Source organism: Corallococcus sp. M7 (assembly GCF_054512695.1).
In genome coordinates, this window is record NZ_CM137252.1 from 8784894 (window position 1) to 8797644 (window position 12751).

Below are 12751 nucleotides of genomic sequence, written 5' to 3' on the forward strand. Positions count from 1 at the left end.
GTGACGCTTTACAGCGAATACGCCGCGTAGCACGTGCCCACGGGCCCCACGCCCGTGGTGCCCGCGCCCGGCGCGTCCCGCCACACGCCCTCCGCGCCGCACTGCTGCCAGAGAGTGGTGCTCACCTGCACGCAGGTGCGCACGGGCACGCCGCGGCCCAGGCGCGTGGAGACGCAGTACGGGAAGGACACGTTGCAGTTGGACGGCTTCGTGGTGGTGCCGCCAATGAAGACGCCCTGCGAGCACTGGCGCCACAGCGCGTCCGAAGAGCTCTGCACGCACGAGCCCTCCGGCACCGTGGCGTCCACCGTGCCGGAGTAGCAGCCCTCCGCGGTGGTGAGCGTCCACGGGTACGCCGTCTTGTAGCGGTTGTAGATGGACGCCATCAGCGACGAGCCGCCCACCGTGGTGCGGCCACACTGGATGGCGTAAGCGCCCACCCAGGGCGTGTACGTGTAGAGCGCGGCGGTGGCGTGGTTCACCGGCTTCACCGAGCACGGGTCGGACGTGGACTTCGTCACGCCCGTCTTCCAGCCGGAGATGGTGGCGCGCCCCGCCTCCAGGTCGGTGAGGTAGCCGCGCATCTTCTTCGCCGCGCACTCCACCTGCTTGCCGAAGCCCACGTATTGCGCGTCACAGCCGCTGGTGTCCGGACAGCCACAGCCCGTGGCCTTGCTCAGGTTGGTGGACGTGCCGCTCTGGATGAGGCTGGACTCGCCCTGGATGCGCGCCAGCATGTAGAGCGGGCTGATGTTGCTCGCGCGCGAGCGCTCCACGATGAGCGTCGCCGCCGTCTTGCCGTAGGCCGGGTCCGTGTAGCCCGCCAGGTACGAGCCCTGCTGCTGGAGGAACGCCTGCACCTGCGCCGGCGTGATGCCTGTCCCACCCGTGACGTCCGAGTCCTCCAGCAGGCGGTGCATGTCGTACTTCGTCGTCGCCTCCTGGAGCACCTGCCCGGTCAGCTCGTCGATGACAGGCTCGGGGGTTTCATCCAGGGGACCGCAGCCGGCCGCCAGCAGCGCGGGTACCAACAGCACGTACAAACGGAGCTTCATCACGCACACCTCGGGGGAAGGCCGGCCGGGGGCCGGTGGGGCGAGCGTGACTCAAGACTTCCTGGGAAGGGTGGGAAAAGCTCCCAGCGGTGAAGGGCATGGGGGGACGGGGGCGGAGTAGAGTTCTGGACATCATGCGGACCCCTGCCCTGTTTCGTCGGAAGTGTTGGCCGTTCCTCGCCGCGAGCCTGCTGGCCGTGGCGGGCTGTTCGGATTCGAGTGAGCCGGGTGATGAGCCCGGGCCGGGCACGGATGGGCCCGGGGTGACGCCGGGCGACGGCTCGGAGTGCCTGGGCGCGAAGTTCCTCACCACGCTGGGCAAGAACACGGTGCTGGTGGGCGCGAAGATGGAGGACGACACCGCGAAGGCCGCGCCCTTCGACGTGCGCTACCTGTACCTCGCGGCGGGCCTGTTCGATTCGAAGGACGCGTGCAACTCGTGCGCGTCCGGGTGCACCTCTGACGGCGCGTCTTGCGCCAACGACGCAGGCGGCTGCGGGTGGTGGGGCTGCTGGCAGTACGACCAGGAGCCGCCCGGTGCCTACCTGCGCGACTTCATCAAGTCCGCGCAGCAGAACGGGCAGATTCCCTTCATCACCTACTACGAGGCGTATCAGGCCAGCGGCTTCGCCGAGGGAGAGGCGCAGCTGAAGGCGCTCAACGACTCGGCGTTCCTGGGGCGCTACCTCGCGGACTGGCGCTTCCTCTTGAAGCAGGTGGGCCAGGAGAAGGCGCTGCTGCAAATCGAGCCGGACATGTGGGCCTACCTCCAGTTCTTCCCCAAGGACGGCAAGGCGCAGTCAACGCCCGTCGCGGTGAAGGCGGCGAACCCCACGGACTGCGGCACCCAGGAGAACAACGGCGCGGGTCTGGGCAGGTGCATGATCGCCATGGTGCGCAAGTACGCGCCCAACGCGAAGGTGGGCCTGCACGCGAGCGCGTGGGCGACGAAGACGGACGTCTCCGGCAACACGGACGCGTCGTTCGACGTGGCGGGCGAGGCGAACAAGGTCGCGGACTTCCTCCTGTCGGTGGGCGCGGGCGACACGGACTTCGTCACGGTGGAGGCGTCCGACCGCGACGCGGGCTGGTACCAGCAGACGACGGGCAGCGCGGTCTGGTGGGATCCGGAGAACCGCAAGCTGCCGCACTTCCACCAGGCGCTCACCTGGGCGAAGGCGGTGTCCACGCGGCTGAACAAGCCGCACATCTGGTGGCAGCTCCCGGTGGGCAACATGTCCCTGCCCAACTCCAACCAGAAGTGGCGCGACAACCGCGTGGACTACTTCCTCACCCACCCGGGCGAAGTGGCCGCGGCGGGCGGCGTGGGCATGCTCTTCGGCGCGGGCAATGACGAGCAGACCACGCCGGAGACGGACGGCGGCAACCTGGTGAAGCGCGTGAAGGCGTACAAGGACGCGGGTGGCCAGGCCGCGTGCGTGAAGAACTGAGCCGCTGAAGCGGTGCCGTGCGCCCGGGCCCGAGTTCAGGCCCGGGCCCGCGTGCGCTTCCTGGCCGGAGCCTTCTTGGCCGCAGGCTTCTTGGCGGCGGTCTTCTTGGGCTTCGCCTCCTTCCGGGCCTGGATCTTCTGGATGTACTGAGCGGCATCCGGCGTCTCGCAGGCCGTGTCGCCGTGGTCCACCTCCACCCGGCCCAGCCGCTTCGCCGTCGCGAGCGCCGCGGTCTGGACCGCGCCTCCGGTGGAGCCCACCGCAATGAGCGCGCTGTTCATCGCCTCGCGGACGCGGTTCTTCGCGCCGGGCAGCTCCTGTTCAATCCGCTTCACCCACGGCAGCAGGTCCTCCCCGGCGAGCACCTTCGTCTTCATGAGGAGCGCGGCGAGGCTCTGCCACCCTGCCCGCCCCACCCATTCGGACTTCGACTGTGTCCACGTCAGCGCCTTCGCCGCATGCGGTGAGCGCAGCACCACGTTCGTCACGAAGACGTCCGTGAGCGTGTGCCAGTCCAGCCCCTTCGCCCAGGCGTCCAGTTCCTTCCAGGGCATCGCGGGCGCGTCCACGACCATCGTCGCCAGCAGCCGCGCCTCCGTGTGGCCCGACGCCCAGAGCGCGCGGGCGAGCGCCGCGTCCGTGCCAACGCGCTTCTTCAACACCGTCAACGGACCGAAGTTCACACCGGACAGCGGCTGTGGAGCGCCGTGGCGCAGATAGGTCTTCCGCGTCTGCTCCGTGCCCAGCCGCTCCAACTCCCGCATCGTCTCTTCCAGGGTCATGTCGCCCGGGATTCTGCCAGCACTAGCTCAAACGAGTGACTGTCACTCCCCGAGTGCCTTCTCCAACTTGCGGCCCGTGAAGGGTGGAGGTCTCACCTGCGAGGGGGAGCGATGACCAGCGCTGAGTACCTGTCCGATGTGGAGTCCCTCGACGCCATGGACCCCTGGGAGGGCGCGGATGCCCTCCAGGAGCTGGAGGACCTGGCGGATGAGTTCAGCGAGCTGGAGGGCTTCGAGGCGGAGGGCTTCGAGGCGGACCCCTTCGAGCCGACGGGCTTCGAGCCCACGGGCTTCGAGGATGACGGCTTCGAGGAGCTGTTCGCCGAGGCCGAGGCCGAGGACGCCTTCCTGGAGGAGGACGGCTTCGAGGGGTTCGAGGCAAGCCCGACCAGCGGCCTGTTCGTGCCGAGCACGAGCAACCGGCTCGTGTCCGGTCCCGCCGCGGTGACGCTCGCGCGGACGCTCAACCCCTTCGTGCTGGAGTCCATGGACGCTGATGACGCCGAGGCCTTCTTCCGCCGCGTCACCCGGCGCATCCGCAGCGCCGCGCGCGGCATCGCCCGGGGCGTGCGGCGGGCGGGCCAGCTGGGGGCCGCGGCGCTGCGCCGCGCGGGTCCGCTGATTGCCCGCGCGCTGCCGGTGGTCCAGCGCGTGGCGGGGCTCGCGGGGCCGTGGGGGCGCGTGGTGGCGGCGGGCATTGGCGCGGCGCAGGGGCTGCTGCGCGGACAGGGATTGCGCGGTGCGCTCGCGGGGGCGGTGGGTGGCCTGATTCCAGGCGTGGGCGGGCGCATCGCGTCCTCCATTCTGCGCGGCGACGGCGCGGATGATGACGCGTCGCTGGATGCGCTGGCGGACATGGCGGATGCGCGGCAGGTGCCGGCCGCCGTGGCCCTGCCCCTGGGCGCGGGGCTCGCGGCGCGGGTGGTGACGCGGCAGGCGGTGCCCATGAGCACCGCGCTCGGTGGCGCCGCACAGGGCGTCCTGCGCGCGCGTGCGCGTGGCGTGGAGCAGCTCCTGCTGCGGCTCTGCCGTCAGGCGCCGGGCACCGCGGGCCGGCGCCTGCGGCTGATGCGCCTCATCGCCCGGCTGGCGGCGGGGAACCTGCGCCTGCGCGGCCCGAGCGGCGCCATCACCGCCCTGCCGAGGGTGGTGCAGGGCGCGGGGCGCCGGGTGCTCACGCGCGCGGTCCAGATGCCCTCGATGGGCGTCGTTCCGCCGCGCCTGGCCGCGCGGCGGGTGCATGCCCGGCGGCATGTGCTGCGCCGCATCCCCATCGCCGCGGTCAGCGCCGCGAGCGTCCGGCGCGCCTAGGTCGCACCACTCACGAAGTCTTCAGGACAAGGAGGAGTACCCATGCAACCGCAGCCTTTCGAAGATGAGTTTTCAGGCCAGGGCGATGAGATGTCCGACCTGTTGGCAGAGGGCGAGGAGGGCTTCGAGGAAGAAGGCATGGAGGACCCCTTCGAGGGCGAGGGCTTCGAGGACAACCCCACCACCATGGAGGACCCCTTCGAGGACAACCCCAACCCCATGGACGAGGGCTTCGAGGCCGAGGGCTTCGAGGACAACCCCACCACCATGGAGGACCCCTTCGAGGGCGAAGGCTTCGAGGAGAACCCCACCACCATGGAGGAGGGCTTCGAAGGCGAGGGCTTCGACCTGGACAACCCCAACGCCCTGGACGACGCCTTCGCGGACGCGATGGACGCCCAGGACGAGGACGAGTTCCTCCGCCGCCTGGCGGCCGGCGCGCGAAGGCTCGCCACCGTGGCCGGGCCCACCTTCCAGCGCATCCGCCGCAGGGCCATGCCCATCGCCATGAGGCTCATCCGCCAGGCCGCGCCCCGGCTGGGCGGCATCGCGGGCCAGGAGATTGGCCGCACCATCGGAGGGCTGCTCCGCGCGGATGCCATGGACGCCTTCGCGGACGCCGCAGGTGACTACGCGAGCGACGAGGACATGGACGCCTTCAACCGCGTGCTGGGCGGGCTGGCGGCGCGGCACGTGGTGCGCTCCACCCTGTCTCCCGCGCGCCGCCGGCAGTCGCCCCAGCAGGCCCGGGCGCTGGGACGCGCGGTGGGCCAGATGACGACGCAGCTCGCCTCGCGCATCAGCCAGCGCTACGGCCCGCGGGCCCTGCCGGCGGTGACGCGCGTGGTGCGGCAGGTGACGCGGCTGGTGCGCCAGCAGGGCGCGAGCCCCCAGGCGGTGCCGCGGATGCTGCGCCGCATCGGCGCGCGCGTCATCTCCAACCCGCGCGTGGTGCGCCGCCTGGCCCGGACGAGCCCCGCCGTGCGGCAGCTCCGGGCGCGCGCGGGCCTGCGCCGCATGGGGCAGCGCGGCCGGATGAATCCCATGATGGGAGGCTACGGCCTGCGCCGGCTGCGGACCGTCACGCTGCGGGGGCCGGTGCGCGTCATCGTGCGGTGAGTCGGGGGACGTGAGGGGCAAGGGGGAGGCGGGCACATGGCGGACGCGCTTCAGCAGTTCCTGCGGGCCAAGGTCCAGAGCATCACGTTCCGGGCGGGGCGGCTGTCGCGCCTCACGCCGCAGGACGTGGGCATCCGGCCCCGGGACGTCCCCTATGCCCCCTCCGCCGCGCACTTCGCCGCGGCCAACGCGCGCCTGGGCGAAATCGACCGGGACGTGCGCCGCGCCCTGGCGCGGCTCAACGGCCAGCTGCGCGACGCTCCGCTCAGCTCCGACGAGGTGCTGGAGCGCAACGCGCTGCTGGAGCGCGAAATCGACCGCGCCCGCCGCGCCTACGGCCTCTTCTTCGACGTCTTCAGCCAGCGGGGCACGCGGTTCGCGCCGGCGCTGGCCGCCTGCGACGCCATCGCCGTGGACTGCTTCCAGGCGGTGCGGCAGGCCGCGCCGGGCCTGCTGCACAGCCCGATGCTCAAGCCGCTCACCTACCTGGAGCATGGCTTCTCCCCGGCCACCTTCCGCAGAGGCGTGTTGCTGAGCCGGCTGCTCGGGGAGCGCAACCCCTTCCCGCTCATCCGCGTGCCCTACGAGCGCGTGGAGGCCCCGTGGGGCATGGGCGTCATCCTCCACGAAATCGGCCACAACCTGCAGGCCGACCTGGGCATCTGGCAGGAGACGCAGGTGGCGCTCCAGCGGCGGGTGCTGCACGCCACCGGCAACCCGTGGCTCACGCGCCTGTGGGGCCGCTGGCACAAGGAGATCTTCGCGGACCTCATCGCGTGCCTGCTCGGAGGGCCCGCGTCGGTGCACTCGATGAAGGACTTCCTCGCGTACCCGTCGTCGCGGGTGCTGACGTTCCATCCGCTCAGCGCGCACCCCACGCCTTTCCTGAGGGTGTTCATCCAGGCGGAGATGCTCCGGCGCATGGGCTTCCAGCGCCGGGCCAAGGACGTCTGCGACAACTGGAACCGGCTGTACCGCGCGAGGCTGCCCTACGCGCGCATCCCACGGCTGCTCCTGTACACGGCGGCGCGGCTCATCCCGCATGTCGTGGATGAGATTGCGTTCCAGCCCCGCCGGGGCCTGGCGCAGCGCGCGTTGGTGGACGTGGTGCCCTTCTGGCATTCGGACCAGGAGCGCATCGACCGGGCCGCGGAGTCGTTGGCGCGCGGGCACATCCCGCCGGGGCTCCCGCCGCGCCACGTGGTGAGCGCCAGCCGTGAGGCGCTCGAACGGAGGCTGGCCTCACCCGAGCGCATCTCGCGCACGGTGCTCAATCATCTGGTGAAGCTCGGAACGCGCAACGCGCGGACGCCGGGCATGGGCGTCACCCTGGCCGCATGACAGGACCTCAAGGGAGGGACGATGTACGAGAACGTGAAGGGGAGAAGCCCCGCCGCAACCATCGAGTTGGCCTCGAGCGCGAAGTCGAAGTTCGACGAGTTCCTGCGCCGTCAGCTCGGCGTGTCCGACGCGCGTGACCCCAAGGCGGTGGTGTACGCGCTGCGCAAGCTCTACCCGACCACGGCCGCGCGCCTGGACGACGAGAGCCGGGGCCAGCCCATCCGCGTCTCGGCCACGCCCGAGCCGGCCATGACCCCGATGACCGGCATGCTGGACTCGCCGGGCCAGCGCCGCTTCCGCCAGGAGCGCAAGGCGCTGGTGGACGACCTGGAGATCGCGGTGAACCTGGCCTCCAACCGCGACTTCAAGGCGCCGGTGTGCGGCTGGCGCGACTCCATCCTCGCGGAGCTGGACGAGGGCGAGGCCGCCGCGAACCTGGCGGTGGACCCCGTGTCGCGCGACCGGGCCTTCTATTCCATCCGCAAGCTGGGGGACACCGCGCGCGTGGCGCGCCTGGTGGGGATGATCAACCCCACGGTGGTCCAGGAGTTCGGCCGGCTCGCGGCGACCATCGACGACAACGCCACGCTGCTGCGCATCCTGGCGGGCGAGGCGCTCTTCCGCGCGGGTTTCGACAAGGGCGGCACGGTGTTCCAGGTGGCGCTCCAGGACCTGCGCCAGCGCCGCGAGGCGCTCATCAACTCGCTGGAGCAGCTCACCGCCACCTCCATCCAGGAGGGCTATGACGACTGGGGTGACGGCCAGGCGTCCTACGGCAAGCTGTTGGATCAACTGCGCGCCCGGGGGCAGTCGGACCTGCGCGCCATCGTCCGGCCGGATGCCATGTCGCGGCTCCTGGACGTGCTCCTGAACCACGCGCCCCGGCAGAACTCCGAGGACATGCGCGGCATCGCGTCCGCGGTGCCCGTGGAGCTCATCCAACTGCGGCGCCTGCGGGACGTGGCCGGCAGCTTGCTGGACACGTCCACCAACGGCTTCTCCAACTCCGGCGGCACCAGCCGTGGCGTCGCGCTGAACGCGAAGGTCCAGGGCGCCTCCGCGCCCCTGGCCGCCTTCGTGGAGGCGCTCACGCTCTTCATCGACTCGTTCGACCGGCCCAACGCCGGGGCGCGGCTGCTCAACCTGGTGCTCCCCGTCCCGCTGACCTTCCGGGACCTGACGGGCAAGGAGCAGGAGCTGAACGACAAGTTCAAGGAGCGCAACGACACCCAGGAGCTCATCGAGGACCTCCTGATGGACCCCAGCACGTCGGTGGAGTTCTGGAAGGAGCTGGCCCGGCTGGACCGCAAGCTCTACCACATCGACCGGATCATCGACCTGTTCCTGCTGGACTACGACGAAGCCGTGGTGCCGGGCGGCAACCGCGTGGACCTCCACGAGGAGATGATTGAACAGCTGGACGACAACGTGGACGTCTTCAACGTGAGCCCGGCGTTCCTCCGGGAGCAGTGCGGCCTGGAGGAGGACTCGCTGGAGCTGGCGAAGACGCTGACCCAGGAGGCGCCCGGCCAGGCGGAGGAGATCGAGGACGACCGGAACCACAAGTACGGCTTCCCCGAGGGCGCGCACTGCAACACCGGCGAGCCGTTCACGGTGCCGCCGCCGATCCGCGTCTCGCTGGACCGCATCGAGAAGGACCTGGAGCCGCGCATCATCAACCCGGGGGCCACCGTGGAGCACCCGATGGAAGCGGAAGGCGGCGAGCGGGAGGTGCCTCCCTCCGCCACGGTGGGCAACGGGGCCAGCATGGACGACGTGGCCTCGCTCATCGAGAAGAGCCGGGCGCGCATCATGACGGACGTGAAGCAGCAGCTGGAGGCCCAGGGGCCGGAGCTGGCCCGTCAGCTGGAGCAGGCGTTCTCGGATCAGCTCAAGGCCGTGGAGCGCATCATCGCCGGCAAGGAGCGGCACGGCGCGGACAGCCGGCCCGCGCCTGTCAACGGGCACGCCAAGACAGGCCACACGCGCCGCCATGTCCGCCACGCGCGCAAACCGTGAGCCTGGCGCGCACCGGACTGGAAACCCTTTCCTTCAACGTCATTGACCCAGGTGGCATGCCATGAGCATCGGTACGGCAGAAGCCCTTCAGCGGCTGTTCTCGCAGTGGAAGCGGGAAGTCCTCGCCAACGTCACGTCGGATGAGCAGCGCACGGAGTTGCAGAAGCAGCTCGCGCTCCGGGAGGAGGAGCTGCTCGCCAGCGCCTCCGACGGCTCCACGGCGTCGCTCTTCTCGGACCTGATGGGGATGGGCAAGGAGGGAGCGCCCTCCTTCGACTCCATCAGCCGGCCGGTGCTCGTCCAGGACTTCGACGAGTCCGTCATCGAGACGCAGCTCCACGCGACCGCGGAGCTCTATTACATCTACCAGCACGAACGGATGAAGGTGTTCCAGGTGGCGGGCGTGCTCCTGCGCCTCTTCCACGACGGGCGCATGCGCATCCAGCGGGGCCCCGGCGCGCGGGCGCTGTACCTGATGGAGAAGCACCAGCCGCTGCGCTACAAGCCGCGCGACCGGCAGCTCGCGTACCGGCGCGCGTTCAACTACGGCAGCCTGGCGGCGCCGCCGGGCGCGGTGATGTTCCGCAACTTCCACCGCGAGTTCGTCGCCTTCGTGTCCGCCATCGCGCAGTACTTCCGCGACCTGCTCATTGGCGAGGTCATCCGCGGCTCGCAGCAGCTGAATGAGCGGCCCTTCGCGAGCCAGGCCACCATCCAGCGGCTGGGCACGGACATCCGCTGGCAGATCGACCGCGCCACCTACGGCAACATCCTGGCGCTCACGGTGGAGGTGGGCGAGTACCTCAAGACCATCCTCGACGCGATGGAGACGCCGGACATCAAGAAGGCCTTCGACGCGAACACCAAGTGGGACGTGATTGAAGTGGTGTCGCAGCGCTACCTGGGCGGCACGGGGGAGATTTCGCAGCGCTCGAAGATGGCGGACGCGGGGCGCCTGCTGCTCAACTTCATCGCGGACAACCCGTTCAAGACGCGCGACTTCAGGGACTTCCAGACGGAGGTGATGCCGCTGGGCCCGGTGGCTGAAGAGTGGATCGCCGCGTACCGGATGACGCCGGATGGCCGCTCGTTCCGCGGTGTGACGCCTGTCCTGCGTCAGACGCTGGGCATCACCAGCCCCGCGCCGGCGCTTCGCTGAAAGAAGGGAGGCGCGCATGGACATCCCGCTGCATCCCCTGATGGAGGCGGGCACGAGGGCCGCCTCGGCGCCGCGCACCAACGTGTCGCGGATGGTGGCCTCGGCGGTGGCGGGCCAGGTGTCGCATCCCATCGTGCGCGCGTCGCCGTACCGCATCGGCCGGGATGGGGTGCCCCGGCTGGTGCCGGGCAGCGGCGGAATCGTGCTCAACCGCCGCGTGGGAGACCGCGCGGTGGGGCTGGCGGCGGACCACATGGAAGCGGGTGTGTCGCTGCACAACACGGGGAAGGACGACGTCGGCCAGCGCGGCGGCTCCAACCGGGCGCTGATGTTCTATGCGTGCGTGGGCAACCGCGCGCGCGTGACGACCGGTCCCGCGAGGGGCGCCGTGGGCACGGTGGTGGGCAAGCACGGCGGCATCAACCACGTCATCGTGGACTTCCCGCCCGCGGTGAAGCGCCGGTTGTGCATCGGGGACCGCGTGCAGTTGGACGCGTACGGCCAGGGGCTGGAGCTGCCGGACTTCCCCCAGGTGCGGGCGCTGAACCTGTCGCCCCGGCTGCTGCGGCGCTGGGGCATCCGGACGGAAGCGGGGCGGCTGGTGGTCCCCGTGACGCACACGGTGCCCGCGGAGCTGATGGGTTCGGGGTTCGGGCGTTCCGAGGGCGTGCTGGGGGACCTGGACATCCAGCTGTCGGATGCGCGGCTGGTGCGCAGGCACCGGCTGGACGCGCTCCGGCTGGGGGACCTGGTGGCGGTGTGTCCGTTGGACTACCGCTTCGGGCCCTCGCGGCGGGCGGGGGCCATCACGGTGGGGGTGGTGGTGCATTCGGACAGCAAGGTGGCGGGGCACGGGCCCGGGGTGACGCCGCTGCTCATCTGTCCGGCGGAGTGCGTGCGGCTGGTGCGCCGGCCCCAGGCCAACGTGGCGCTCGTGCTGGGGCTGCGGCGGAGCGTGGCGCCGCCGGCGCGCGGGCCCTCACGGGGTCGGTGGTAGGGACACCGCGCCCAGGCAGCGCGACACCATGGCCGCGCGGGTGTCCACGCCCAGCTTGACGAAGATGCGGCGCAGGTGGGCCGCCACGGTCCACGTGCTGATGTGGAGCTTCGTGGCGATCTGCTTGTTGCCCCAGCCGGCGCAGACGCACGAGACGACCTGCAGCTCGCGCGAGGTGAGCAGCCGCACGTCGGACGCGGGCCTCGTCGCCGGAGGGCTCGCGGAGTCCTCCGCGGGCACCAGGTGGTAGCGCTGACCGTTGAGGATGAGCTCGCCGGCCAGGGCGCGGTTCCGCGCCTGGGGCTCGGCCGGGGCGTTGGGGTCGGGGACCACGAGCAGCACATGGCTGCCGGGTGGAAGAGGCGTCCGCATGGCGTGGGCTAGGCGGGGTCCGCCAGCTCGGGAGACGTGAGGATGCGCCAGACCTCGGAGGCCTCGCGCGAGCGGCCGGAGGCGCGAAGGTCCTCCGCGAGGTGTTCTCCCGCGGCGGGTGGCTGCGGCCGTTCGCGAGCAAGCGTCACGAGCCGCGTGACGCCGCTCCGGCCGAAGCGAAGCTCGGAGTGGAAGAGCAGCGCCAGCGCACGGGCCGAGGCGAAGAGGCCACCGGGCGCGTCCACGGCGGTCTCCGCCTGCGAGCAGGAGTCGAGCATGGGGCGGAGCACGTGCGTGACGAGCGTCTCGAGCTGCGCCCGTTGAGCGCCGCGCTCCCGGCCGGCCCGGGCGAGCGCCGCGACCAGCCGTGGGTCTTCAGCGAACGGGGCCGTGGAGTCGAATCCCAGCCGTCCCAGGCGCGCGTCGAACGCCTCGGGGTCCTGCTGCTTCCAGTGGGCGAGCGCGGCGATGAGCGCGGGTCCTGACAGGGGCCAGGCGCCCCATCGGGGTTCTCCGCCGGACTGGGGCTCGGAGGTGACGGAGTCGAACGGATGTCCGAACCAGGCGAGGACGAACTCCAGGGCGCGGGCCCGGGGTTCCGTGAGGCCCAGCTCCCGGAGTTCCTCACGCGAAGGCGCGCAAGGGCCACGCACCGCGACGGTGCCGCGATGGATGGGTCGGCCGCCCTCGCTGCCCAGGACGATTCGCACGCCATCCGGGAAGGTGACCACGGGCCCCTGGAGCTGGAGTTCCTCACGGGCCGCGCGGAAGGGAGAGTCCTGCACCTCCGCGGCGCGGAACTGGGACTCGGTGAAGAAGTAGGTACCGGCTCGGAGGTGGACGTCCTCCATTAGGGACGCGCGACCCGGTGCCGGCACGGGCGCCCTGAAGGGGTCCGCACCAGAGCGCGAGTGAGGGTTTGCCTCACGGGCCGAACGAGCAGCAGCCGCCTCTGGCGCGAACGGGGCCACAGCATTGTTCGAATGGCGTCTCGCCTCACGATGCGAATGAGCAGCATCTGCCCCTGATGTGAGCAGATCCTCTGCAGCGCCCGAATTGCGTCTCGCCTCACGCCCTGAGCGGGCATCTGCCGCCCCTGGCGCGAACGGGTCCGCATCAGCGCTCGAGTGGCGCCTCACCTCACG

At 71.0% G+C, this 12751-nt stretch carries 11 protein-coding genes; 7 read left to right on the forward strand and 4 right to left on the reverse strand.

Features of this window, described 5'->3' with window-relative positions; all coding sequences use genetic code 11:
• Positions 1 to 8: 8 nt before the first annotated feature.
• The gene (locus tag ACX114_RS35225; protein WP_459291721.1) at positions 9 to 1055 is read right to left on the reverse strand and encodes a hypothetical protein; all 1047 of its coding nucleotides are present in this window, start codon (positions 1053 to 1055) and stop codon (positions 9 to 11) included.
• 134 nt (positions 1056 to 1189) lie between these two features.
• On the opposite strand from ACX114_RS35225, the gene ACX114_RS35230 reads away from it, so the two are divergent.
• Positions 1190 to 2506 carry a hypothetical protein gene (locus ACX114_RS35230; RefSeq protein ID WP_459291722.1) on the forward strand — a complete coding sequence of 439 codons (1317 nt, stop codon included), beginning with the start codon at positions 1190 to 1192 and terminating at the stop codon, positions 2504 to 2506.
• Positions 2507 to 2541: 35 nt separating this feature from the next.
• On the opposite strand, the gene ACX114_RS35235 is transcribed toward ACX114_RS35230, so the two are convergent.
• Positions 2542 to 3288: a DNA alkylation repair protein gene (locus tag ACX114_RS35235; protein WP_459291723.1), complete on the reverse strand. Its 747-nt coding sequence runs from the start codon at positions 3286 to 3288 to the stop codon at positions 2542 to 2544.
• Positions 3289 to 3399: 111 nt separating this feature from the next.
• On the opposite strand from ACX114_RS35235, the gene ACX114_RS35240 reads away from it, so the two are divergent.
• From ACX114_RS35240 to ACX114_RS35265, 6 genes are all read left to right on the forward strand, one after another.
• The gene (locus ACX114_RS35240; RefSeq protein ID WP_459291724.1) at positions 3400 to 4599 is read left to right on the forward strand and encodes a hypothetical protein; all 1200 of its coding nucleotides are present in this window, start codon (positions 3400 to 3402) and stop codon (positions 4597 to 4599) included.
• A 42-nt stretch (positions 4600 to 4641) separates the two neighbouring features.
• A complete protein-coding gene (locus ACX114_RS35245) occupies positions 4642 to 5718 on the forward strand; it encodes a hypothetical protein (RefSeq protein ID WP_459291725.1) in 1077 nt (358 codons plus the stop codon).
• A 36-nt stretch (positions 5719 to 5754) separates the two neighbouring features.
• A complete protein-coding gene (locus tag ACX114_RS35250; protein WP_459291726.1) occupies positions 5755 to 7059 on the forward strand; it encodes a hypothetical protein in 1305 nt (434 codons plus the stop codon).
• Between the two features lie 21 nt (positions 7060 to 7080).
• Positions 7081 to 9078, forward strand: coding sequence for a hypothetical protein (locus ACX114_RS35255; protein ID WP_459291727.1), 1998 nt, complete (start codon positions 7081 to 7083; stop codon positions 9076 to 9078).
• Positions 9079 to 9139: 61 nt separating this feature from the next.
• Complete coding sequence (locus ACX114_RS35260) at positions 9140 to 10237, forward strand: hypothetical protein (RefSeq protein WP_459291728.1); 1098 nt, start codon at positions 9140 to 9142, stop codon at positions 10235 to 10237.
• Positions 10238 to 10253: 16 nt separating this feature from the next.
• Positions 10254 to 11234 carry a DUF4438 domain-containing protein gene (locus ACX114_RS35265; RefSeq protein ID WP_459291729.1) on the forward strand — a complete coding sequence of 327 codons (981 nt, stop codon included), beginning with the start codon at positions 10254 to 10256 and terminating at the stop codon, positions 11232 to 11234.
• Here ACX114_RS35265 and ACX114_RS35270 read toward each other — a convergent pair.
• Together ACX114_RS35270 and ACX114_RS35275 are read right to left on the reverse strand one after the other, a co-directional pair.
• The gene (locus ACX114_RS35270) at positions 11217 to 11606 is read right to left on the reverse strand and encodes a helix-turn-helix transcriptional regulator (RefSeq protein WP_459291730.1); all 390 of its coding nucleotides are present in this window, start codon (positions 11604 to 11606) and stop codon (positions 11217 to 11219) included. The two genes, ACX114_RS35265 and ACX114_RS35270, sit on opposite strands and share 18 nt — an antisense overlap.
• A gap of 8 nt (positions 11607 to 11614) precedes the next feature.
• Positions 11615 to 12457: a hypothetical protein gene (locus ACX114_RS35275; protein WP_459291731.1), complete on the reverse strand. Its 843-nt coding sequence runs from the start codon at positions 12455 to 12457 to the stop codon at positions 11615 to 11617.
• Between the last annotated feature and the right edge of the window lie 294 nt (positions 12458 to 12751).

Excerpts from the sequence above, each read along its gene's own strand:
- ACX114_RS35245 (WP_459291725.1), top strand. The coding sequence starts at position 4,642 with ATGCAACCGCAGCCTTTCGAAGATGAGTTTTCAGGCCAGGGCGATGAG.
- ACX114_RS35260 (WP_459291728.1), top strand. The coding sequence starts at position 9,140 with ATGAGCATCGGTACGGCAGAAGCCCTTCAGCGGCTGTTCTCGCAGTGG.
- ACX114_RS35250 (WP_459291726.1), top strand. The coding sequence starts at position 5,755 with ATGGCGGACGCGCTTCAGCAGTTCCTGCGGGCCAAGGTCCAGAGCATC.
- ACX114_RS35230 (WP_459291722.1), top strand. The coding sequence starts at position 1,190 with ATGCGGACCCCTGCCCTGTTTCGTCGGAAGTGTTGGCCGTTCCTCGCC.
- ACX114_RS35270 (WP_459291730.1), bottom strand. The coding sequence starts at position 11,606 with ATGCGGACGCCTCTTCCACCCGGCAGCCATGTGCTGCTCGTGGTCCCC.
- ACX114_RS35275 (WP_459291731.1), bottom strand. The coding sequence starts at position 12,457 with ATGGAGGACGTCCACCTCCGAGCCGGTACCTACTTCTTCACCGAGTCC.
- ACX114_RS35255 (WP_459291727.1), top strand. The coding sequence starts at position 7,081 with ATGTACGAGAACGTGAAGGGGAGAAGCCCCGCCGCAACCATCGAGTTG.
- ACX114_RS35225 (WP_459291721.1), bottom strand. The coding sequence starts at position 1,055 with ATGAAGCTCCGTTTGTACGTGCTGTTGGTACCCGCGCTGCTGGCGGCC.
- ACX114_RS35235 (WP_459291723.1), bottom strand. The coding sequence starts at position 3,288 with ATGACCCTGGAAGAGACGATGCGGGAGTTGGAGCGGCTGGGCACGGAG.
- ACX114_RS35240 (WP_459291724.1), top strand. The coding sequence starts at position 3,400 with ATGACCAGCGCTGAGTACCTGTCCGATGTGGAGTCCCTCGACGCCATG.
- ACX114_RS35265 (WP_459291729.1), top strand. The coding sequence starts at position 10,254 with ATGGACATCCCGCTGCATCCCCTGATGGAGGCGGGCACGAGGGCCGCC.